Origin of the sequence: Promicromonospora sp. NFX87, from assembly GCF_048564965.1 — a bacterium.
Lineage (GTDB): Bacteria > Actinomycetota > Actinomycetes > Actinomycetales > Cellulomonadaceae > Promicromonospora.
Genome location: NZ_CP183413.1, coordinates 5,787,266 through 5,810,719, shown reverse-complemented (window position 1 = coordinate 5,810,719; position 23,454 = coordinate 5,787,266). Strand labels below are relative to the sequence as shown.

Here is a 23,454-nt window from a genome sequence, read left to right as displayed (position 1 = left end):
CTCCCGCCCGGTCCGTCGACCCCATCCAGCCCTCCGTGGTCCCGGACGCAGCCCGCGCCCACGCCGAAGACCTCGGCACCTTCGTGGCCGCCTCGCCGTCGTCCTACCACGCGGCACAGGAGGTGGCCCGGCGCGCGGAGGCGGCGGGATTCACCCGCCTCGCGGAGGACGGCGCCTGGGGAGTGACCCACGGCGGACGCTATGTAGTGGTCCGTGACGGGTCGGTCATCGCCTTCACCGTGCCCGACGGCGCCGGCGCCACCACCGCCTTCACCATCGTGGGCGCCCACACCGACTCCACGGGCTTCAAGCTCAAGCCCAAGCCGACGACGCACGGCGCCGGCGGCTGGTGGCAGGTAGGCGTCGAGGTGTACGGCGGGCCCCTGCTCAACTCCTGGCTCGACCGCGAGCTCGAGCTCGCCGGGCGGATCGTCACCCACGACGGCACCGAGCACCTCGTACGCACCGGCCCGATGCTGCGCATCCCGCAGCTCGCCATCCACCTGGACCGCGGTGTCAACGACAACGGCCTCACGCTCGACAAGCAGCGCCACACACAGCCCGTCTGGGGTCTGGGGGACGCGGAGAGCGCGGACGTCCTCGCGGCGCTCGCGGCGGACGCCGGCGTCGACCCCGCGGACATCGGCGGCTACGACGTGGTGCTGGCCGACACCCAGCCGGCCCGCGCCTTCGGTGCGGGCCAGGTCCTGTTCGCGTCGGCGCGGCTGGACAACCTGCTCTCCACCCACGCGGGGCTGACGGCGCTGCTCGGGGTCTCGACAAGCTCGACCGACGGAGCCGACACGATCCAGGTGTTCGCGGCCTTCGACCACGAGGAGATAGGTAGCGAGTCGCGCTCCGGCGCCGCGGGCCCGTTCCTCGAGGACGTCCTGGACCGTGTCTCGGCGGCCCTGGGCGCCACGGCCGAGGACCGGGCGCGGGCGTTCGCGGCGTCGCTGCACGTGTCGTCCGACGTCGGGCACGCGGTGCACCCGAACTACGCCGAACGGCACGACCCGGCCAACCGTCCGGTGGCGGGCGGCGGCCCGATCCTCAAGATCAACGCGAACCAGCGCTACGCCACCGACGCGCACGGCGCGGCGGCGTGGAGCGTCGCCTGCGCGACGGCGGGGGTGCCCACCCAGGAGTTCGTCTCCAACAACGTGCTGCCGTGCGGATCGACCATCGGGCCGATCTCCGCGACGCGTCTGGGTATCCGGACTGTGGACATCGGGGTGGCGATTTTATCGATGCACTCGGCGCGCGAGCTCACCGCCGTCGTCGATCCGTGGTACCTGACCCGTGCGATGGAGGCTGTTTTCGCACGCTGAAACGTCGAATCCTCCCGGAACGGGCCCCTAGGGCGGTTAATCGGAGTGACCTGGGCTTATGCATGTTTCGTTGGTTCTGTCCCGGTCTACAATTTACGTAATTCGGGCACTAGTTGGACGTTTGTCCAAAAAAGATCCCGGCTGACCTGCGAAAACGTACGCTCTAAGTTGGCCGTTGGTGTGGAAGAAAATACCTAGTACCGTCCGGATGCAGTGACCTCAGGGGGGTGATACCACTGTGGTCATCCGAGCCGTAACCTCGGCAAAAGAGAAATGCCGGACCCCAGGAGCCCCCGTTGCCTCGTGCCACCGTTCGCACTTGTGCCCGATGTGGTTGTGTACTCAGCCGCTACAACTCCGAAGCTCGCTGCGCCGCGTGCAGGCGCACCGAGTCAGTGCCCGTGGTCTCACTGCCCAGCGTGCCGACGCGGGTCTGGCAGGACGAAGCCGTCCGGTCAGCGCTCGCAGACTGGGACTTCGGGCAGGTCAGCCGCATGGTGCGGCAGCTGGTCCCGCTGCGTCAGGAGGACGTGGCGGCCCTGACCGGGTTGAGCCAGTCCTACCTGTCGATGCTCGAGTGCGGTGACCGCCGCCTCACCGACGTCTCCCGCGTCGTCCAGTTCCTCACGGGCCTGGGCACGCCACCGGACCTGGTCCGGCTCCCCCTCCCGGGGATCAGCCCGCTGCCCGACGCCGCGGCCACCGCTCGCACCGCCGCGTCCGGGCAGGCCGCAGTGGTGCCGGAGCCGGTGACGCCCACGGCCCCCGACCCGGTCCTGCCGTGGACGGCGGACCGCATGCTCACCGCACTCCGCCTGGCGCACGTCGCCGACAACACGGCGGACTGGCTGCCCACGGACGCCAACGGCCCCGTCTCGGCCACGGCGATGAGCGACGCGGCCGGTACCGACTCGCCGCGTCCGGCGTCCGGCATCGCGCTGAACTCGATGATCCAGAGCTGGGACGCCGAGCAGGCCGAGCCGCTGCGCCGTGCGACCACGGGCACCCGCGTCTCGCTCGAGCTCTGCGGCCACCTGCAGGGCACGCTCGACGAGCTGCGCGTCATGGACAAGGGCTCGGGCAGCGGGGCGGTGGCCGACCTGGCCCGCGCCCACCTCGCCCTGGTGGTCCGCGTCCTGGAGCGCAGCACGTACGACGAGGTCACGGGCCGCAAGCTCGCCGCCGTCGCCGCGGACACCGCCACGCAGGCGGGCTGGTTCGCGTTCGACGCCGGCCGCACGGACACGGCCCGCGCCTACATGCTGGCCGGTCTGCGCGCCGCGCACGCCGCTGCCGACGACCGGCTCGGCGCGGGGGCGCTGTCCTACCTCGCAATCCATGGCTACTCCAGCGGCGACCCGCGCGACGCGGTCCGCGCCGCGGAGGCCGGCCGACGTCGGATCGCCCGCCTCGACGCACCCCACCTGGCGGCCACGCTGCTCACGCGCCAGGCGCGTGGTCACGCCGCGGCCGGCGAGGGCGAGGCGGCGCGCCGTGCCCTCGGCGAGGCCTCGGAGCTGTGCGCCCGCGGGCGCGGCGAGGACGACCCGCACTGGCTGTACTGGATGAACGAGGGCGAGATCCACGGGCAGTCCGGCTCGGCGCACCTGGCACTCGGCAACACGGCGCGCGCCGTCGAGAGCTTCGGGCACGCGATCCAGGCCGAGCGCGCGGGGGAGCGCCGCACGCACGGGCTGTTCCTCAGCCGGGCGGCCCAGGCGCACGCCAGGGCGGGCGACCTCGACGCCGCGTGCGCCACCGGCGACGAGGCGGTGAGCATCGCCGAGACGGTGCAGTCCGCACGGCTGCGGGAGCACCTGCGCGACCTGGCGGCGGACCTCCGTCGCGGCGGTTCGTCGCGCCGGTCCGGGATCGGCGCCCGGGTGCTGACCGAGCGGATCGCGGCACTCGCGTCGTGACCCCACCGGCCACCTCCGGTGGTGCTGCCAGGGCCCTGGTGCTCTGGGACATCGATCGGACGCTCGTCTACGTCGGGGAGGTGGACCGGACCGCATACCGGGAGGCGTTCGCCGAGGTCGTGGGACGACCCGCCGAACGCCTCCCGGCGAAGGGCACCGGCGTGACGATGCCGCTGGCGATCCGCGGGCTCCTCGAGGACAACGGGGTCAGCGCGGACGAGGCGGAGGCCCTGCTGCCGCGGATGCTCGAGGCGGTGCCGCTGCGCTTCGCGGCGCACACCGAGGACGTGCGGGAGCTCGGCGCCGTCCTGCCCGGGGCCATGCAGGCACTCAAGGCGGTCGCGGCAGAGCCCGACCTGGTGTCCACGGTCCTGACCGGCAATCTCGAGGCGAACGCCCTGATCAAGCTGCGGGTCTTCGGCATGGACCGGTACGTGGACGCCGCGGTGGGCGGTTTCTCGTCCGACGACGCGCACCGGCCGGCCCTCGTGGCGGTCGCGCAGGGCCGCGCGGGCGAGCGGTACGGGAGCGTGTTCGACCTCGGCAACACCGTGATCGTCGGGGACTCGCTCGAGGACGTGCGCACCGGGCTCGAGGGCGGCGCACGCGTGATCGCCGTGGCGTCCGGCACGACGTCGGCCGACCGGCTCGTCGAGGCGGGCGCCGACGTCGTGCTGCCGGACCTCACGGACGCCGCGCGGCTGCTCCAGGAGATCCGCGAGCTCACCACGGCTACGGGGCTCCGTTAGACGATTCCGTCGACATAGTGACTGGCGTCACATGTGGGTAGACTCTGGCTTCTTCCCGCCATCGACGTTGCCGGTGGGACGCATTAGGCCTTGTACGGGTCAACCCTGTGCAGGGCAACACACTTTCTGGGGTACTTCCCCGGAGCTCGTCGAGGAGGACGAATGCTCGAAGACGGCATTGTTTTCGGCGCAGGCAGCTACACCACGGTCGCGGTGATCGCCCTCATCGCGGTCCTCGCACTCGGGTGTGCGTTCGTGCTGCGTCGCCAGGTGCTTGCCGCGCCTGATGGAACCGCCAAGATGCAGGACATCGGTCAGGCCGTGCAGGAGGGTGCCTCCGCCTACCTGAAGCGACAGTTCCGTACCCTCGTGCTGTTCGCGGTGGTCGTGTTCGGTCTGCTCTTCCTGCTGCCCGGTGACAGCGGCATCCGGATCGGTCGCTCGGTCGCGTTCGTGTTCGGCGCAGGGTTCTCCGCGGCGATCGGTTATCTGGGCATGTGGCTGGCGGTGCGGGCGAACGTCCGTGTCGCCGCGGCAGCCACCCGTCCGGGCGGCCGGGCCGAGGGCGCCCGCATCGCCTTCCGCACCGGCGGCGTCGTCGGCATGTCCGTCGTGGGTCTCGGCCTGCTCGGCGCCGCGCTCGTCGTGCTCGTCTACGACGTGGACGCCCCGGCCGTGCTCGAGGGCTTCGGCTTCGGTGCCGCGCTGCTCGCCATGTTCATGCGCGTGGGCGGTGGCATCTTCACCAAGGCGGCCGACGTCGGCGCCGACCTGGTCGGCAAGGTCGAGCAGGGCATCCCGGAGGACGACCCCCGCAACGCCGCCACCATCGCGGACAACGTGGGCGACAACGTCGGTGACTGTGCCGGCATGGCGGCCGACCTCTTCGAGTCCTATGCCGTGACCCTCGTGGCCGCCCTCATCCTGGGCAAGGCCGCCATGGGCGAGCAGGGCCTCGTGTTCCCGCTGATCGTCACGGCGATCGGCGCGTTCGTCGCACTGCTCGGCGTCTTCATCACCCGGGTCCGCGGGACCGAGAGCGGGCTCGCCGCGATCAACCGCGGGTTCTACATCTCCGCGATCGTCGGCGCCGTGCTGGCCGGGATCGCCGCCTTCGCCTACCTGCCGTCGTCGTTCGGCCAGATGACCGGTACCGCGGACCTCTCCGACGTGACCGCCGACCCGCGCGTCGTGTCCGCGCTCGCCGTGCTCATCGGCGTCGTCCTCGCCGGCGTCATCCTCTGGGTGACCGGCTACTTCACCGGCACCGACAAGAAGCCGACGCTGCACGTGGCGGCGACCTCCCGGACGGGCGCGGCGACCGTCGTCCTCTCCGGTATCGGCGTGGGCTTCGAGTCCGCCGTCTACACGGCGGGCATCATCGCCGCCGCGATCTGCGGTGTGTTCCTGCTGGCCGGCGGCTCGGTGCCGCTCGCGCTGTTCCTCGTGGCGCTGGCCGGCTGCGGCCTGCTCACCACCGTCGGCGTCATCGTCGCCATGGACACGTTCGGCCCGGTCAGCGACAACGCGCAGGGCATCGCCGAGATGTCCGGTGACGTCGACGAGGAGGGCGCGCAGATCCTCACCGACCTGGACGCCGTCGGCAACACCACCAAGGCGATCACCAAGGGCATCGCGATCGCCACGGCGGTGCTCGCCGCCACCGCGCTGTTCGGTTCCTACGCCGACGCCGTGTCCCACGCGCTCGCGCAGGTCGGGAATGTCGGCACCGGGCTGGTGACCTCGATGCTCAGCTACGACATCATCTCGCCGGTCACCCTCGTGGGCGTGATCCTCGGTGGGGCCACCGTGTTCCTGTTCTCGGGGCTCGCGGTCGACGCCGTCACGCGCGCCGCCGGCGCCATCGTGTTCGAGGTGCGCCGCCAGTTCCGCGACCACCCGGGCATCATGACGTACGAGGAGCGCCCCGACTACGCCAAGGTCGTCGACATCTGCACCCGGGACTCGCTGCGTGAGCTCATCACGCCGGGTCTGCTGGCGGCGTTCGCGCCCATCGCCGTCGGCTTCGGCCTCGGTGTCGGCCCGCTGGCCGGGTTCCTCGCCGGTGCGATCGGCACGGGCGTCCTCATGGCGATCTTCCTGGCGAACTCGGGCGGCGCCTGGGACAACGCGAAGAAGATCGTCGAGGACGGCAAGTACGGCGGCAAGGGCTCCGACGCCCACGCCGCTACGGTCATCGGTGACACCGTCGGCGACCCGTTCAAGGACACCGCCGGCCCGGCGATCAACCCGCTGATCAAGGTGATGAACCTGGTCGCGCTGCTGATCGCCCCGGCGGTCGTGGCGATGAGCGTTCCCGCGGACGCCAACCACGCGCTCCGGATCGGCATCGCTCTCGTGGCGGCTGCCGTGGCGTTCGGTGCGGTCATCTGGTCCCGCATGCGGGCCAGCCGGGTGGACGCCGCACAGCAGGCGGAGCAGGACCGCGCAGAACAGGAAGCGGTCGTCTGACCCTGAGGTAGCAAGGTTCGCGAAGTAGAGCGCCTGTCCGAGTCTCCCCGGAGTGAAGCCGGGAGACGCGGACAGGCGCTCTACTTCGCGAACCTCGTTATTGGCCTACGCGGCCGTCCACGCACTCGCGCAGCAGGTCGGCGTGGCCCACGTGGCGGGCGTACTCCTCGATCATGTGGACCAGCACGTCGCGGACCGGTATCACGTCGTCGCCGTGCGGCACCGTGCGGCCCAGGTCGTCCTCGGGCAGTGCCGCCAGCCAGGCGTCGGCCGCCTGCACCTCGCGCCGCCAGGTGGCCCAGGCCTCCTCGACCATCGCGGGGTCCGCCACGACGTCGTCGAAGTCCGCGTCCGGGTTCTCCGGCGACTTGCCGAAGAGCCTCGGCAGGTCCGGCTGCTCCTGCAGGACCCGCCCGAACCAGCTCTGCTCGACGTCGGCCAGGTGTCGCACGAGCCCGAGGAGCGAGAGGGTCGACGGTGGTACGGAGCGCCGCGCGAGCTGCTCCGCGTCGAGCCCCTCGCACTTCATCTCCAGCGTGATCCGGTAGTGCTTGAGATAGTTCCAGAGGGTCTCCTTCTCCCCGACCGGTTTCGCCAGCGCTTCGCGCGGGTCGTCGTCCGGGTCCGTCCACATGTCGGGATAGACGGTTGCGGAGGTCCATCGCTCGGTGCTCATCGCCACAGTGCACCGCCGGGCGACCGCCAGGTCAACGGCATTCCGGGCGGCGTCCGCCGCAGGGCCGGGGAACCAGGTGGTGGACATCGTGTCTTGTTTCGGTTTGCCCGGGCCGTGGGCCAGACTTGGCCGACTTGCCGTGGGGAGGCACCTCTTGCTCGTTCGTACTCGTCCGCTCGCCGTCCTGACGGGCGTCGCACTGACCTCCGTCGCGCTGGTGGCCGGCTCGCTGACCGCACCTGCCGCCGCGCAGTCTTCGGGCGCGCTCGTGGAGGGGCGCGCGGCCACGGGGGTGGCGACGGCGGTGCTCGGCCGAGGCATCGAGGCGAACGTCCTGGCCGGTCCGACGGCGGACGACGAGGGCCGTCCGGCCGAGCCGCCGGCACCGCTGCCGGCGCGGGGCGGCGACCCGCTGCGCATGCCGGCGTCCTACCCGCACCAGCCGGAGCTGCGCGTCTTCCCGCAGGACGCGGCGGACGCCACCGAGCTGAACGGCACCGTCAGCCATGCGGACCTCGCGCCCCACCTGACCAGGTTGATGGAGCGGAGCGACCGGGTCTCCACACAGGTGGTGGGCAGCTCGACGGAGGGCCGCGACCTCTACCTCGTCACCGTGACGGCGCCCGAGCGCCGGTCGGAGACGGCCCGGCAGACCGCGTGGCGCGAGGAGATCAGGGAACGGCCGGACGAGGCCCTGCGGGACCACGAGCTGCGGGCGGACTACAAGACGCCGATCTGGATCACCGCGAACATCCACGGCGACGAGTGGGAGGGCACCGACGCCGCGCTGCGGGTCGTCGAACGCCTCGCCACGGCGGACGACACCGCCACGCGGAACATGCTGGAGCACCACAGGCTCGTGTTCAGCCTCACGCTCAACCCCGACGGCCGGACGCACGCGACGCGCTCGACGTCCCTCGGCCTCGACGCCAACCGAGACATGGTCACGCTCGCCACGCCGGAGGCGCGCTCGTACGTGCGCACCGCGCAGGCGGTGCAGCCGCTGTTCGCCGGGGACTTCCACGGCTACACCGATGTGCTCCAGGTCGAGCCGGCCGGCCCGCCGCACGGCGAGAACTACGAGTACGACCTCTTCCTCCCGCACGCCTACGCGATAGCCCGCCAGGTGGAGGACGACGTCGTCGCGGCCGAGATCGAGGGCAACACCTACTACGACCGGGACACGGGCGAGGTCGTGGCCCGGAACACGGGGTCCGTCAAGATCCCGTACCGGGACACGCCGTCCGGCTGGGACGACTACCCGCCGGTCTTCACCGCGCAGTACGCGCTCTTCCACGGCGCCGTGGCCAGCACGGTCGAGCTGCCCCTCGACCCGGCGGGCAGCACCACCGCGCGGGCGGACGCGACGGTGAACACCCAGGTGGCGGCCACCGTCATGCGCTCGATGATCGACTACGTCCACACCAGCTCGGACTCGATGCTCGCCGACCAGGCAGAGATGTTCCGCCGCGGGCTGGCCGGGGCGCCCAAGGCCGCGCTGACCACCGAGAACATCGGTGCGGTCCCCGGACCGGACGAGTGGAAGCAGCTCTGGGACGAGGCCGACGACCAGGGCGCGGTGCGCCTCCCGCGCGCGTACGTGATCCCGGCCGGCTCCGGCCAGCGGTCGGCCTCGGACGCCGAGGACCTGGTGGACGCGCTGCTGTTCCACGGCGTCGAGGTGGAACGGCTGGCCGCGTCCACGCGCGTCGCGGGCACCACCTATCCGGCCGGCTCCTACGTGGTGGACCTGCACCAGCCCCTGCGCGGGCTGGCGAACACGCTGCTCGCGCTCGGTTCGGACGTCTCCGACGACGTCCCGGCCATGTACGACGTCTCCGCGTGGTCGCCGGCCTACCTCTGGGGCGCGACGGTGGACCGCGTGGGCGTCACCACCGACGGCCCGGTCGGCCGGACCGCCCCGGTTCGCCGTGGTGCGCCGCGCGGGAGCGTCCCGGACGGAGCGAGGTACGCCGCCTTCGACGTGGCAGGGGTGGAGGACCACCGCGCCCTGAACGACCTCCTGGGGCAGGGCGTGACCGTGCGGCTGACGGCGGACGGCCGGGCCGCCGTCGGACCGCGTGGGCTGCGGGCGGCACGCGACGTCGCGGACCGGTACGGGATCTCCTTCGTGACCGTCTCGCGGGCCGAGTACGCCGCGGGCGAGGTCGGCGAGGACCTGACCGTCGCGTACGCGGGCAACCAGGACGACCGGCTGTCGCTCCTGGCGCTCGGGTTCGACGACCTGGTGCCGGTCTCGGCGGCCCGGATCGAGGCGGGCGCGGCCAACGGCACCCCCACCGGGCTCGAGGACGCCGACGTGCTGTGGGTCGGCTCCTCCCTGGACCTGCGCCTGGGTTCGGCAGGCCACGCACACGTCCTCGCCTGGCTGCACGACGACGGCGCCATCGTCGGGCGCGGAGCCGGCGCGTTCGCGGCCGCGGAGTCGTACGGGCTGGTCAGCGGCACCGCGCTGACCGGCGACCCGGCGAGCAACGGCATCATCGCCACCAGCACCCCTGGCGAGGTGCTGGACGACCACGCGCAGGACCACGGCTTCGTCTACCCCGCGGTCTGGTTCACCGACCTGGGCGAGGAGACGGCCACGGAGCTGACCTACGGCAGTCTCCGGGCCGGGTACTGGCCCCTGACCAGGGAGCCGGACGGGCGGAGCTCCGTCATCGGGCAGGCTGCCGCCGTATCCGGCACAGTGGGAGGTGCGCGGGCGTTCGTGTTCGGCACCTCGGTCTTCTTCCGTACCCATCCCCGGGGCGGCCTGAGCCAGGCGGCGACGGCCATCCACTGGGCCGCACGGTGACCACTGCGCGGTGACCCGGCGAGGTCGGGTGCTGCGCGTCCAGCATTACCGGAGGTATGGGGAAAACCGGGTGCTACCGCTATCGTCTGCGGTGTTGTGCTCCCGAACGCTCCGCGGTCCGCGGGTGCCGACGAGAGCCCCGACGCAGGAGCCCCCTTCGTGGGAGACCCGGAGCAGGAGAAGGTCCCGTGAGTGCCGATATCGACCCGACCGAGGCCATCCCTCAGGTCACGGCCGAAATGATCGCCAAGGCGGCAGTCCAGCCGGCTGCGACGCCGTCCGCCGAACCGACCGCCGAGCCGGCACCTGGGTCGAGGCCCGGGTCCGCCGCCGCGCCGCGCCGCGGGGCGTCGCCGGCACCGTTGTCGGCGACGCGTCCGGACAACGCGCCCGCGCGGTCCGCGTCCACGACGTCGGACGGGCGCCGGAACCAGGCCGCCCGCGAGACGACCGGTGGGCCGACGGCCCAGAAGGCGCAGCCGATCGCCGAACAGCCGGCCGCCCCGGACGCCGCGCTCGGCGACCGGAAGGGCTCGTCCGCGTTCGCCTCGTCGGAGCCGTACGGCGAGCGGCACGCCTCGGCGGGCCACATCGCGGCGGCGCACCTGTCCTCGCTCGTGCAGATCCCCACCGTCGCGTCGTGGGACCCGCAGTCCGCCGACCACGAGTCGTTCGCCAGGCACCGGGCTGCGCTGGCGGCGTTCTATCCCCGCGTGCACGCCCTGCAGAGCGAGCCGGCGGGCGACCACGGCCTGCTCTACCGGTGGCCGGGCCGCGGGCGGCAGGACGTGCTGCACCCGTTCCCCGTGGTCCTCATGGCCCACCAGGACGTCGCGCCGGTCCAGGCCGCGGACTGGGCGACCAACCCCTTCTCCGGCGAGATCCGGGACGGGCTGGTGCACGGCCGCGGCACGCTCGACGACAAGGGCGGGCTCGTGGCGCTGCTCGACGCCGTCGAGACGCTGCTCGGCGACGGCTTCGTGCCGGAGCGGGACGTCTGGCTGTTCTTCGGCGCGGACCAGGAGACGGCGGGCGAGTCCGCGCAGATCGCCGTCCGGCGTCTGTACGAGCTCGGTGTGCGCCCCTGGCTCGTGATCGACGAGGGCGGCGGCGTCGTGACGGACGCCTTCCCGGGGCTGAGCCGGCAGGCGGCGATGGTGGGCGTCGCGGAGAAGGGCTTCGTCGGCGTCAACCTGTACACCTCCGACGTCGGCGGGCACTCGGCGGTGCCCGGCAACCAGCCGGCCACGGTGCGCCTCGCTCGCGCGATCACGCGGGTCACCCGGCGTCGTTTCGCGGCGAAGGTCAACGCGCCGACGGCGGCGATGCTGGAACGCGTCGCGCCGGGGGTGAGCGGCGGGAAGGGGCTTGGTCTCAAGCTGGCGACGAGGCTGGCCTCCGGGCCCCTGCGCAAGGTCGCCGCCTGGCTGCTCGCCGGCGGCGGTCCCGAGGCCGCTGCCCTGGTCCGCACGACCGTCGCGGTCACCGAGCTGCGGGGCAGCGCGGGGCCGAACGTGGCGGCGTCGTCCGCTCGTGCTCGCCTGGACGTGCGCGTGGCGCTCGGCGAGACGGTGGACCGGACGGTCGCGCGGCTGCGCCGGATCATCGGGGACAAGAAGGTCGTGCTCGAGGTGGTGCAGAGCAGCGAGCCCAGCGAGGTCTCACCGACGGACAGCCAGCAGTTCGCACTGCTCAGCGAGGCGATCGGCGCGTCGTATCCCGACGCGGTGGTGGTGCCCCACGTGCTGCTCTCGGCCTCCGACTCACGCACCTTCACCCCCATCAGCGACCACGTCTATCGGTTCAGCCCGTTCGTTCTGTCGCGTGCTCAGCGGCAGTCGATTCACGGTGTGGGCGAGCACCTGAGCGTTGATTCCCTGGGCCGCGGCGTGCATTTCTATCGTGAGGTACTGCGCAAAATACCCGGCTGACCAGCACATTCAACAAATCGCCGAAACTGGACTAAGTTCTCCCTTTACACAGAAGAGGGAGACGGTCCATGAGCAGCTCCGCCCTGCCGCCCGCGGTCCCGGGCGGGTCGCGCTCGCCGGTGCACGTCAGCGTCCACACCTACCCCGCGCAGCTGCAGTATCCGCCGCGGACGTATCTCGTGTTCGCCGTACTGGTCACCATCTTCTGCTTCTTCCCGACGGGTTTGGTCGCACTGGTCAGCGCGCTGCGCGTGAATACCCTGTGGAAGGCGCAGGAGCACGACAAGTCCAGGAAAGCGTCGCGGCGCGCGCGCAACTGGGGACTCCTGTCGCTCGCGATCGGAATCGTCGCGGTCATCGTCGTGGTGTTCTGGTCGAGCATCAACTACCTCAACCTGTAGCAACTTCACCCCCAGTTCGCCACGTATCACACGATTGCCCCTCCTGCGCCGGTGGGACGAGCGGGTAAAGTGCGCGGCTATGAGTGCGACACGGCGCAAGGGTTCGCGGGGTGGTCGTGCTGCGTCTCGCGCCGGTGGTCCCCCCGCATCGAATGCGCTCACGTGGGCGGAGAGCCTCGCGGCCGGAGAGGCCGCACCCGGGGCCAGCGCCCTCGAGTGGGCCGAGAGCCTCGCGGAGAGCGAGCCCGCACCGAGCCCCTGGGGCAGCGCCGCGGGCACCGGTGCCCCGGTGGATCCGACCCCCGTCGACGAGACGGCAGGCTCCCCCTGGGGCCACGTGCCCGCGCCCGTCATCGCGGACGGCGAGAGCGACGGCGACGCCAACCCGTGGGGTTCCGTAGCGGCCGCGGAGCCCGCCGTGCCGCGCGGCCGCGGCAAGAACGCAGGTGGCAAGAGCGCCGGTGCCAAGAGCAGCAAGGCCGTGAAGTCGCGGTCGAAGGGCAAGGGCGCGAAGTCCGGCACGAAGGGTGCGCCGAAGACGGAGTCCGCGCCCACCCCGGCCGGCGGCTTCCCGCTGAGTCCTGGCCCGTCGAGCCAAGGCTCGTTGAACCAGAGCCCGGTGGCCGAGGTCGACGACTACCAGGTCGAGGCGCTGCCCGACGAGGCCGGTCCCGTGCACCGTCCCGACCTGTCCGAGCCCGACGACGCCCTGCCTGCCGGGCCGAGCGAGCCGGAGTCGCGCAAGGCCGAGTCGCGGAAGAACGAGTCGCGGAAGGCCGAGTCGCGCAAGGCGGGCAAGCAGCGCCCCAAGGGCCGCCTGTCGGCCCCCGACACCGCACAGCAGAAGCGGATCAAGCGAACCCTGAGGCGGGGTCTGCCCAAGCTGCTGGACAAGACGCTCGTGCTGGTGCTCGCCGGTGTGACCGCCGCCGTGCTGGGCCTCGGCACCGGCTGGGGGATGACGCAGCTCCAGGGTGACGACAAGGTCCTCTCCACCGCGGACGCCGCATCGTGCGCCCAGACGCAGATGGCGTGGACGCAGGCCGCCAACGCGCAGTCGGCGATGGTCGAGGACCAGCCCGACACCCTGCGCAAGGGGTTCATCAACGCCCGCAACGCGCTGCAGGGCGTGACCCCGCCCGAGGCGATCGCGGGGGACTGGGCCATCGCTTTCACGTACTACTCGACGGTCGCCAACAACATCGAGAAGGTGAAGGCCACCGACGGCCCCGCGGTGAGCGATGCGGTGGGCGGCGCCCAGCAGGAGCTCGACACCGAGGCGATGGTCGAGGCGTCCCAGCGCGTGCAGGAGTTCGTGGCCTCCAACTGCCGCGGGTAGGCCTCCCGCGTGGTGACGGGCGGGCGTCAGCGGGCAGGATAGGTCCGTGCTGCCTCCCGTGACCGACCGTGCCCTCGTCGACTCCCTCCGTGACGACCTGGTCGCCTCCGACTACGACGTCGACGGTGTCGAACGATTGCTGGGCCCGGTGGCAGCCGCGGCGCTGCACCGCGAGCAGTCCCTGCCGGCCCGCCGGGCGCTGGCCGCCGCGCTGGACGCCGCGCCGTCGTCGCGGCCCGGCCCGCTGGCGACCCTCGCGGGCCTGTTCCTCCTGGGCGGGGTCGTGCCGCGCGCGGCGCTCGACCGGGCATTGCCCGGCACGGGGACCGCGGGTGCGGAGCGCCTCGGCCTGGTCGCCGCTCAGGGCACGGGGGACGACGACGAGGTGCGCGCCGTCGTGGACCTGAGCCCGTACTCCTCGGTGGACGCCGTCGGCGACGCGAGCTGGTGGCTCGCCTCCGACCTCGGCGAGCTCGTCACCGGCGGACGCCTGGCCACGGACCACGTGCTGGGTGCGGGCGGCGCCTCCCTCACGCTGGCGCAGGTGACGGTGCGCGGCTCGACGGGCAGGGTGCTCGACCTGGGCACCGGCTGCGGCATCCAGGCGCTGCACGCGGCGCGGCACGCGCAGCACGTGGTGGCGACGGACATCTCCCGGCGGGCGCTCGCCTTCGCGGCGTTCAACGCCGCGCTGAACACCCGGGCCGGGACGGAGCTGGAGCTGCGGCACGGCTCGATGCTGGAGCCGGTGGCGGGGGAGCGGTTCGACCTCGTCGTCTCCAACCCGCCGTTCGTGATCACGCCGCACGCCGGGGCGGCGGGGCGGGCGGTCGCCGACGCGCTCGGCGACTACGAGTACCGCGACGGCGGCAGGGCGGGCGACGACCTGGTGCGGGACCTGATCCTCGGGGTGGGCGACGTGCTCGCGCCGGGTGGCACCGCGCAGCTCCTCGGCAACTGGGAGCACCGCCGGGGCGAGCCGTGGACCGAACGGGTCGGCGCCTGGCTCGACGAGGCGGGCCTGGACGGCTGGATCATCCAGCGCGAGGTCCTCGACCCCGCCGAGTACGCCGAGACCTGGATCCGGGACGGCGGCACCACCGCCGACCGCGAGCCGGACGCCTGGGCGGCGGCCTACGGCGCATGGCTCGACGACTTCGAGTCCCGGGACGTCGAGGCGGTCGGCTTCGGGCTGGTGACCCTGCGCCGGCCGCTGTCCGGGCCGGCCACGCTGCGGCGTCTGGAGGAGCACACCGGTTCGGTCCGGCAGCCGCTCGGCGCGCACATCGCCCGCAGCCTCGCGGGCCACGACTGGCTCGCGGCGCGGGACGACGCGGCACTCGCGGCGTCGCGCCTGGTCACGGCCGCCGACATCACCGAGGAGCGCTACCTGACGCCCGGCGCCGCCGACCCGAACATCGTCATCCTGCGGCAGGGGGACGGCCTGGGGCGTGGCGTGCAGGCGTCCAGCCCGCTCGCCGCGCTGGTGGGCGCGTGCGACGGCGAGCTGTCGGTGGGGCAGATCGTCGGAGCGCTCGCGTCGCTGTTCGACGTCCCCTCCGACGACCTTGCCGCAGAGCTTCTCCCGGCTGTCCGCCGTCTGGTTCGTGACGGTTTCCTTGCAGAATGACGCAAGAACACCATCACCCGCTCTGCCCTAGGTGGTTCATCCGTTTCGCGGACGTAACTTTCGGTCGCGCGCACCGATAAATCTTGTTCAGAACAGAGACATCTGGTGCTATGACAGATATTTTCCACCGTGTGGAACTCGACATGCGGCACTTGAGGATGGTCGTCGCTGTTGCCGAGTCGGGCAGCGTCACAAAGGCGGCCGCTGCTCTCGGCATCGCGCAGCCGGCGTTGACTGCGCAGCTCAACCGCATCGACCGGTCGCTGGGCGGGAACGTGTTCGTCCGCGACCGCTTCGGTGCGCGCCCGACCGAGCTCGGTGAGCTGATCCTGCGGCACGCCCGCGTGCTGCTCCCGGCGATGTCGGCCCTCGCCGACGACGCCGAACGCCTCGTCAACGGCGACGTGGCAAAGGGTGAGACGGTCCGGGTGGCCATCACCGGCACCGCGCTGGGCGGTCTCTTCGTCAACCAGCTGCACATCGCCATACCCGGCGCCCAGGTCACCACGGCCATGCCCCATCTGGCGGACGACGTGGCGTCCCGGCTCGCGCGGGGCACCATCGACGTCGGGCTGGTCGGTATGTGCTCGGACGTCTCACCGCCGCCCGCCGGCGAGGTCGCATGGACCCGGGTCTGCACCGACCCGATGTTCGTCCTCATCGACGAGCACCACCCGTACGCGGGCAAGCCCGAGGTCTCGCTCGCCGAGCTGGCCGAGGAGCAGTGGCTCTGCGTGCCCTCGCACGGCTGCCTCGAGGAGTGCTTCGTGTCGGCGTGCGTGCGCGCGGGGTTCACGCCGCGTGGCATGGGGGAGGCGGAGTGGACCACCGCCGTCGACCAGGTGCGGGCGGGGCGCGCCGTCGCGCTCGTGGAGCCCGGACAGCTCGACCCGCCGGGTGTGGTGACGGTGCCGCTCGCCGGGGCGCCCCTGCGGCGCACCCACTACCTGGGCTGGCGGCACGACGCCGACCTGCGCGTGGACCTGGAGGCCGTCGAGGGTGCCGCGCACCGCGCGCACCGGGACGCCGTGCGGCGCAGCCCCCAGTACGAACAGTGGCTGGCGATGTACGGGATGCTCGGCTGAGCCGGAGGTGCAGCGCAGGCTCGGCCGGCGGGCAGTGCGGCTGACCTGACGGCGCGCGGCGACGCGGCCGTGGGGCGTGCTCGCAGGGCACTTTGTGCTCCATATGAAATATGTATGACCTGAGTGTGATCTGTACGTGAAGTCCAACTGCTCCTAGGTTGAGCGCACGGGTGAATAGTCGCCCCTAGGTGGTAGTTTCACCTGCTCTCCGACACAAGGAGTCGCTGAGATGAGTCGTACTTCCCTCCGGGGTCTCGCCGTGGCAACCGCCACCGTGGGCCTCTTCGCCGGCACCATCAACGCCGTCGCCGCCGCCCAGCCCGACACCGAGGCCGCCGCGGCGCAGTACGCCCCCGGCATGGTCGCGGCCATGGAGCGCGACCTCGACCTGAGCACCGCCGAGGCCGTGGCGCAGATCAAGGCACAGGAGGCCCTGGCGGGAACGCAGCGGAGCCTGGAGAGGTCGCTGGGTGCGTCGTCCTACGCGGGTGCGTGGGTCGAGGGCACCGACGAGCTGCACGTCGCGGTGACCGACGCCGCCGACGCCGCAGCGGTACAGGCGGCCGGGGCGACCCCGGTGACCGTGAAGAACTCGCTCGCAGCGCTCGACACGTGGACGGCGGACCTGGACGGCGCACTGGCCGAGTCCGACGTCACCTCGTACTACGTGGACGTGGAGACCAACGAGATCGTCATCGACGTGGTCCGCGGCGCCAAGGCGGACGTCGCAGCCGCGGTCGCCGAGGCGGGCGTCCCCGCCTCCGCCGTCTCGCTGTCGACGGCCGCGGAGCGGCCCAAGACGCTCATCAACGTGGTCGGCGGCAACGCCTACTACATCGGCGGCTCCCGCTGCTCGGTCGGCTTCGCGGCCACCGGCGGCTTCGTCACCGCGGGCCACTGCGGGTCGCGCGGTGCCACGACCAGCCAGCCGAGCGGCACCTTCCAGGTGTCCTCGTTCCCGGGCAACGACTACGCGTACGTGAACACCGGTTCGGACGACACCCCGGTCGGTGCCGTCAACAACTACAACGGCGGCACCGTGAACGTCTCGGGCTCGTCGGCGGCCGCCGTCGGCGCCACCGTCTGCCGTTCGGGCTCCACGACCGGCTGGCACTGCGGCACCATCCAGGCGCTCAACGCGACCGTGAACTACTCCCAGGGCAGCGTCACCGGTCTGATCCGCACGAACGTGTGCGCCGAGCCGGGCGACTCGGGCGGCTCGCTGCTGGCCGGTTCGCAGGCCCAGGGCATGACGTCCGGCGGTTCGGGCAACTGCTCCTCCGGCGGCACGACGTACTTCAACCCCGTGGGTGAGGCGCTGGGCGCGGCGGGTGTCTCGCTCGTGACCCGCTGATCCGGATGCGCTAGGCGCACCTCGGTCGATGGTCCGGGGGGCGGGTAGGGAAATCTCCTACCCGCCCTTCGGCATGCCCGCATATTGCGCAGATATGTCCTAATCGGTATCTGGGAGTTCGCTGGAAGCGACCCTACGCTTTGCCGCACTGGGTGAATCCATTGCCCCGACGACAAGGAGTCGCTGGACATGAGACGCACATCCTTCAGAGCGATCACCGTGGCTACAGCCGCTGCGACGCTCCTCGCCGCCAGCATCACCGCTGCTACCGCAGGCACTGCCGCCGGTTCCGACAAGCCCGACGTGACCGGTTACGCCCCCGGTATGGTCGCCGCGATGGAGCGCGACCTCGGCCTCACCACCGCGCAGGCGGTGGACCGCATCAAGATCGACAAGGCGCTGTCCGACAAGCAGCACGCCATCATCAAGTCCCTCGACAAGGGCTACGCCGGGGCGTGGGTGGACGGCAGCGAGCTGTTCGTCGCCGTCACCGACAAGGCAGGAGCCGCCGAGGTCCGTGCCGCCGGTGCCAACGCAGTCACCGTCGACAAGTCGCTGAGCCAGCTCGAGCGGCTGGCCACCAAGGCCTACCGCGCTGCTCCGGACGCCAAGGTCGCCGCCACCTACGTGGACGTCGAGTCCAACTCCGTGGTCATGGAGGTCGCGAAGGGCTCGAAGGGCGCCGTCGCCGCCGCCGTCGAGCGGGCAGGCCTCTCCGCCGTCTCCGTGGTCGAGGTCGCCGCCATGCCTCGCACCCTCATCAACGTGATCGGCGGCAACGCCTACTACATCGGCGGCGGACGCTGCTCGGTCGGCTTCTCGGTCACCGGTGGCTTCGTCACCGCCGGACACTGTGGTTCGCGCGGCGCCACCACCACCCAGCCGAGCGGCACCTTCCAGGTGTCCTCGTTCCCGGGCAACGACTACGCGTACGTGAACGTCGGCTCCGACGACACCCCGATCGGCGCGGTCAACAACTACAGCGGTGGCACCGTCAACGTCGCGGGCTCGACCCAGGCCGCCGTCGGCGCGTCCGTCTGCCGTTCGGGCTCCACGACCGGCTGGCACTGCGGCACGATCCAGGCGTTCAACGCCACGGTGAACTACGCAGAGGGCAGCGTGTCCGGCCTCATCCGTACCAACGTGTGCGCGGAGCCGGGTGACTCGGGCGGTTCGCTGCTCGCAGGCACGCAGGCCCAGGGCATGACGTCGGGCGGCAACGGCAACTGCTCCTCCGGCGGCACCACGTACTTCCAGCCGGTGAACGAGGCGCTCAGCGCCGCGAGCGTCACGCTGCTCACCGGTGGCGGTGGCACCACGCCGCCCCCGGGCTGCGCGAGCCAGGAGACGGCGTTCAGCGGTTCGCTGAGCAGCGGCGCCTCCACCTACAAGCCGAGCAGCAGCGGCTTCTCGTCCTCTGCCGGCACCATCACGGGCTGCCTCGACGGCCCCAGCGGTGTCGACTTCGACCTCTACCTCCAGAAGCTGAGCGGCAGCACCTGGTCCAACGTGGCCCAGGGCATCACCTCGGCCCCTGACGAGAGCGTGAGCTACTCGGGCACGGCGGGCACCTACCGCTGGCGCGTGCTCTCGTACTCGGGCTCGGGCTCGTACACGGGCGGCTACTCGACCCCTTGATGGCCTGAGTCCCGATTGTCGAAGTAGAGCGCCTGTCCGAGTCTTCCTGGCATCACCAGGGAGACTCGGACAGGCGCTCTACTTCGACAATCGGGACTCAGGCGGGTGGTCAGGGGCGTGCCGTCGACTGGCGGACCAGGAGGAGGAGCGCGAACGCGCCTAGCGTCACGGCCACCACGCCGAGCATCCCGCCCATGTAGGCGGTCAGGTCCCCGCCCAGCGGCAGGCCCCATCCGTCGCCCCGCACGCTGCCGAGGGCGCCGACCGCGAGCGCTCCGGTGCCGGCCGCGCCGAGCAGCAGCAGTGCGGCCGCGCCGGACGTCCCGGGCTGCGGTCCGTCCTGCGGCGCGTCCAGGGACGACGGCGAGCTCAGCGCGCACACCCCGGCACCCCAGGCGAGCACCACGAGGATGGCGGCTGCGACGTCGGAGGGCCGGTGCCACTGGCCGATCAGCGTCGATACGCCGGTGGCTGCCGTGTAGGCCGCGCCGGCCACCGCCACCACCGGCCGCCAGCGCCGGGGGACCGCGATGAGCAGCCCCGCCGCGATGGAGGCGGCTACCGTCGTGTGCCCGCTGGGCAGGGTGTTGATGTCCGCTCGCGCGACGTCCAGCAGCGCGGGCCTGTCGAGCACCGCGTGCTTGAGCACCTGAGTGGTGAGGTTCGCGCCGCCCACCAGGACCGCGACCTGCACGGCGAGCCACCAGCGGCCGCGGGCCAGCGCGAGGATCACGGCGGCCGCCAGGCCCAGGCCGATGAACGAGTTCGACACGACTCCGAGCACCGGTTCGGCGAGCTCCCAGAGGGTGTTCTGGCCGCGGGCGGCCCCCTCGAGCGCGAGCTGGTCCGCGCGCTGGCCGAGGGGCGACGCGACGAACGTGTCCCACGTCGCCCACACCCCCCAGAGCGCGAGCACCGCCACGACCACGGCGGTGATACGGGGTGCCAGCCGGGGCCGGCGCCTCGGTATCCGAGGACCCGCGTAGCTGGTGCTGCTCTCGTCCCGATGACCGGGCAGCGGGAGGGTCTGGTCCGTCATGGCCCCACCGTAGGGGAGCGCGCTGAAGAGACGGTGTGTCCGACGTAACGCTCTGTGGTTCATCACGTCCCATCACCTGGTTCATCACGCCACGGGTGAAAATCACCACGGTCATGCGGGACTGCCGGGCAACCGGCTGTCGGCCCGGATAGGGTGCGAGCCGTTGTGTCTGGCGTACCGTGAACTCTCCGACGGCGCTAGACGCCCTCCCCAGACCCCGCAGGAAGCAGGCAGGACCGGATGTCCCAGGCACGCAAGCTCGTGATCGTGGAGTCGCCCACGAAGGCTCGAAAGATCCAGAGCTACCTCGGCGACGACTACGAGGTCGAAGCCAGCGTCGGGCATATTCGCGACCTCCCGCAGCCCAAGGACCTGCCGGCGGAGATGAAGAAGGGCCCGTACGGCAAGTTCTCGGTGGACGTCGACAACGGGTTCGACCCGTACTACGTGGTCCACGCGGACAAGAAGAAGAAGGTCAGCGAGCTCAAGAAGGCTCTGAAGGACGCCGACGAGCTCTTCCTCGCGACCGATGAGGACCGCGAGGGCGAGGCCATCGCCTGGCACCTGATCCAGGAGCTCAAGCCCAAGGTCCCCGTCAAGCGCATGGTGTTCCACGAGATCACCCGCGACGCGATCCTCCGCGCCCTGGAGAACACCCGCGAGCTGGACCAGGACCTCGTGGACGCCCAGGAGACCCGGCGCATCCTCGACCGCCTGTACGGCTACGAGGTGTCGCCGGTGCTGTGGCGCAAGGTGCGCCAGGGCCTCTCCGCCGGCCGTGTGCAGTCGGTGGCGACGCGTCTGGTGGTCGAGCGGGAACGCGAGCGTATGGCGTTCGTCTCAGCGGACTACTGGGACGTCGCGGGCACCTTCGCGGTCTCGGACGACGACGGCGCCGCCTCCGGCCAGCCCTCCTTCCGCGCCCGGCTCACCCAGCTCGCCGGCGCCAAGGTCGCCTCGGGCCGTGACTTCGACGACCGCGGGCGGCTCAAGGTCCGTACGGGCGTGGTGCAGCTCGACGAGGCCACCGCCACCGCCGTCGTCTCCGGGCTCCAGGCAGCCGACTTCTCCGTCCGCAGCCTGGAGACCAAGCCGTACACGCGCCGCCCCGCGGCGCCGTTCACCACCTCCACCATGCAGCAGGAGGCGGGCCGCAAGCTGCGGATGTCGTCGCGTCAGGCGATGCGTACCGCGCAGGGCCTGTACGAGAACGGCTACATCACCTACATGCGTACCGACAGCCCGTCGCTGTCGTCCGAGGCCACGAACGCCGCGCGCCGGCAGGCTGCCGAGCTGTACGGCCCCGAGTACGTGCCGGGCGCGCCCCGCCTCTACCAGTCCAAGTCGAAGGGCGCCCAGGAGGCGCACGAGGCGATCCGCCCCGCGGGTGACTCGTTCCGCACCCCCGCGCAGGTCGCGGGCGAGCTGAGCGGGGACCAGTTCCGGCTCTACGAGCTGATCTGGAAGCGCACCGTCGCGTCACAGATGGCCGACGCGAAGGGCTCGACGGCGTCCGTCCGGCTCGGCGCGACGATCGTCGGCGGCGAGCAGGACGGCAACGAGGCGGTGTTCTCGGCGTCGGGCACGGTGATCTCGTTCCGCGGGTTCCTCGCGGCCTACGAGGAGAGCGCGGACGCCGACACCGAGGCGGCCGAGGGCGCCGCGGCGAAGGAGACGCGCCTGCCGACGATGTCCGAGGGCGACGCGCTGGTCGGTACCGACCTCGCCGCCGACGGGCACTCCACGGCGCCGCCCGCGCGCTACACGGAGGCGTCGCTGGTCAAGGCCCTGGAGGAGCGCGGGATCGGCCGCCCCTCCACGTACGCCGCGACCATCTCGACCATCCAGGACCGCGGCTACGTGATCACGCGCGGCCAGGCGCTGGTGCCGACGTGGCTCGCGTTCGCGGTGATCCGCCTGCTGGAGGAGCACTTCGACCGGCTGGTCGACTACGACTTCACGGCCACCATGGAGGCCGACCTCGACCAGATCGCCGCCGGGTCGCGGGAGCGGGTCGCGTGGCTCAAGGAGTTCTACTTCGGCGAGGCCCCCGGCAACCTCGGCACCTCCGACGAGCTCGGTGTGGACAGCGACGGCGGCGGTCTGCGCGCGCTCGTGGCGAACCTCGGCGAGATCGACGCCGCCGCGATCAACTCGGTGGACATCGGCGAGGGCATCCGCGTGCGGGTCGGCCGCTACGGCCCGTACATCGAGGACCTCGCGGCAGAGGTCGAGGAGGGCAAGACCCCGCCCCGCGCCTCGGTGCCCGACGACGTCGCACCCGACGAGCTGACCGTCGCCAAGGCGCGCGAGCTGCTCGCCGCCGGGGCCGACGACGGCCGCGTGCTCGGCATCCACCCCGAGACCGGCAACCCGGTCATCGCCAAGAACGGCCGCTACGGTCCGTACGTCACGGAGCAGATGCCCGAGCCGGACCTCGACCCCGACCTGTCGGCCGCGGCGAAGAAGCGGGCGCTGGCCGCCCTGCCCAAGCCGAAGACCGCGTCGCTGCTCAAGACGCAGGCCCTCGACTCGGTGACGCTCGAGGACGCCCTGCAGCTCATGTCGCTGCCGCGCGTCGTGGGGACGGACCCGGAGTCGGGCGACGAGATCACCGCGCAGAACGGCCGCTACGGCCCGTACCTGAAGAAGGGCACGGACTCGCGCACCCTGCCGTCCGAGGAGGCCATGTTCACGGTCACCCTGGACGAGGCGCTGGAGATCTACAAGCAGCCCAAGCGGGGGCGCGGGCGCACGGCCACCCCGCCGCTGCGCGAGCTCGGGGACGACCCCACCAGCGGCAAGCCGATCCAGGTCAAGGACGGCCGGTTCGGCCCGTACGTGACCGACGGCGAGACCAACCGCACCCTGCCGCGTGACGTCACCCCGGAGTCGGTCACCGCGGAGCGGGCGATCGAGCTGCTCGCCGAGAAGCGCGCCCAGGGCCCGGCCAAGAAGCGCACGACGCGGGCGACCACGGCCAAGAAGCCGGCAGCGAAGAAGGCCCCGGCGAAGAAGCCGGCCGCCAAGAAGGCGTCGAGCTCGAAGTAACACTTGTCAGACGTACAGGTC

At 71.8% G+C, this 23,454-nt stretch carries 15 protein-coding genes; 13 read left to right on the top strand and 2 right to left on the bottom strand.

All coding sequences use genetic code 11. The annotated features are described in order from the left end of the window. Positions 1 to 23 precede the first annotated feature (23 nt). The 4 genes from ACNYC2_RS26020 (at position 24) to ACNYC2_RS26005 (ending at position 6,471) form a co-directional block, all read left to right on the top strand. The gene (locus ACNYC2_RS26020) at positions 24 to 1,331 is read left to right on the top strand and encodes a M18 family aminopeptidase (RefSeq protein WP_419707907.1); all 1,308 of its coding nucleotides are present in this window, start codon (positions 24 to 26) and stop codon (positions 1,329 to 1,331) included. Between the two features lie 401 nt (positions 1,332 to 1,732). Then, positions 1,733 to 3,250, top strand: a complete 1,518-nt coding sequence (locus ACNYC2_RS26015; RefSeq protein WP_419704528.1) for a helix-turn-helix domain-containing protein — start codon at positions 1,733 to 1,735, stop codon at positions 3,248 to 3,250. Further along, on the top strand, positions 3,247 to 3,999 hold the full coding sequence (locus ACNYC2_RS26010) for an HAD family hydrolase (protein ID WP_419704527.1): 753 nt from the start codon (positions 3,247 to 3,249) through the stop codon (positions 3,997 to 3,999). Before ACNYC2_RS26015 ends, ACNYC2_RS26010 begins: the two co-directional genes overlap by 4 nt. Before the next feature lie 162 nt (positions 4,000 to 4,161). Further along, positions 4,162 to 6,471, top strand: a complete 2,310-nt coding sequence (locus ACNYC2_RS26005) for a sodium-translocating pyrophosphatase (protein WP_419704526.1) — start codon at positions 4,162 to 4,164, stop codon at positions 6,469 to 6,471. A gap of 97 nt (positions 6,472 to 6,568) precedes the next feature. On the opposite strand, the gene ACNYC2_RS26000 is transcribed toward ACNYC2_RS26005, so the two are convergent. Next, positions 6,569 to 7,147, bottom strand: coding sequence for a DinB family protein (locus ACNYC2_RS26000; protein ID WP_419704525.1), 579 nt, complete (start codon positions 7,145 to 7,147; stop codon positions 6,569 to 6,571). A 154-nt stretch (positions 7,148 to 7,301) separates the two neighbouring features. Between ACNYC2_RS26000 and ACNYC2_RS25995 the strand changes: the two genes are divergently transcribed. The 8 genes from ACNYC2_RS25995 (at position 7,302) to ACNYC2_RS25960 (ending at position 19,343) form a co-directional block, all read left to right on the top strand. Further along, on the top strand, positions 7,302 to 9,965 hold the full coding sequence (locus ACNYC2_RS25995; RefSeq protein WP_419704524.1) for a M14 family zinc carboxypeptidase: 2,664 nt from the start codon (positions 7,302 to 7,304) through the stop codon (positions 9,963 to 9,965). Positions 9,966 to 10,153: 188 nt separating this feature from the next. Next, positions 10,154 to 11,896 carry a M20/M25/M40 family metallo-hydrolase gene (locus ACNYC2_RS25990; protein ID WP_419704523.1) on the top strand — a complete coding sequence of 581 codons (1,743 nt, stop codon included), beginning with the start codon at positions 10,154 to 10,156 and terminating at the stop codon, positions 11,894 to 11,896. Between the two features lie 68 nt (positions 11,897 to 11,964). Then, a complete protein-coding gene (locus ACNYC2_RS25985; protein WP_419704522.1) occupies positions 11,965 to 12,297 on the top strand; it encodes a CD225/dispanin family protein in 333 nt (110 codons plus the stop codon). A gap of 79 nt (positions 12,298 to 12,376) precedes the next feature. Then, positions 12,377 to 13,636, top strand: a complete 1,260-nt coding sequence (locus ACNYC2_RS25980; RefSeq protein ID WP_419704521.1) for a hypothetical protein — start codon at positions 12,377 to 12,379, stop codon at positions 13,634 to 13,636. Positions 13,637 to 13,682: 46 nt separating this feature from the next. After that, positions 13,683 to 15,266, top strand: coding sequence for a DUF7059 domain-containing protein (locus tag ACNYC2_RS25975; RefSeq protein WP_419704520.1), 1,584 nt, complete (start codon positions 13,683 to 13,685; stop codon positions 15,264 to 15,266). A 143-nt stretch (positions 15,267 to 15,409) separates the two neighbouring features. Next, complete coding sequence (locus tag ACNYC2_RS25970; protein WP_419704519.1) at positions 15,410 to 16,351, top strand: LysR family transcriptional regulator; 942 nt, start codon at positions 15,410 to 15,412, stop codon at positions 16,349 to 16,351. A gap of 229 nt (positions 16,352 to 16,580) precedes the next feature. Beyond that, positions 16,581 to 17,705: a S1 family peptidase gene (locus ACNYC2_RS25965; RefSeq protein WP_419704518.1), complete on the top strand. Its 1,125-nt coding sequence runs from the start codon at positions 16,581 to 16,583 to the stop codon at positions 17,703 to 17,705. Between the two features lie 189 nt (positions 17,706 to 17,894). After that, the gene (locus ACNYC2_RS25960; protein WP_419704517.1) at positions 17,895 to 19,343 is read left to right on the top strand and encodes a S1 family peptidase; all 1,449 of its coding nucleotides are present in this window, start codon (positions 17,895 to 17,897) and stop codon (positions 19,341 to 19,343) included. A gap of 109 nt (positions 19,344 to 19,452) precedes the next feature. Here ACNYC2_RS25960 and ACNYC2_RS25955 read toward each other — a convergent pair whose 3' ends face one another. Then, entirely contained in the window at positions 19,453 to 20,382 is a 930-nt protein-coding gene (locus tag ACNYC2_RS25955; protein ID WP_419704516.1) for a phosphatase PAP2 family protein, read from the bottom strand. 240 nt (positions 20,383 to 20,622) lie between these two features. On the opposite strand from ACNYC2_RS25955, the gene topA reads away from it, so the two are divergent. Next, positions 20,623 to 23,433 (top strand): type I DNA topoisomerase, encoded by a 2,811-nt coding sequence (gene topA / locus ACNYC2_RS25950; RefSeq protein WP_419704515.1) that lies wholly within the window; start codon positions 20,623 to 20,625, stop codon positions 23,431 to 23,433. Positions 23,434 to 23,454: the final 21 nt, after the last annotated feature.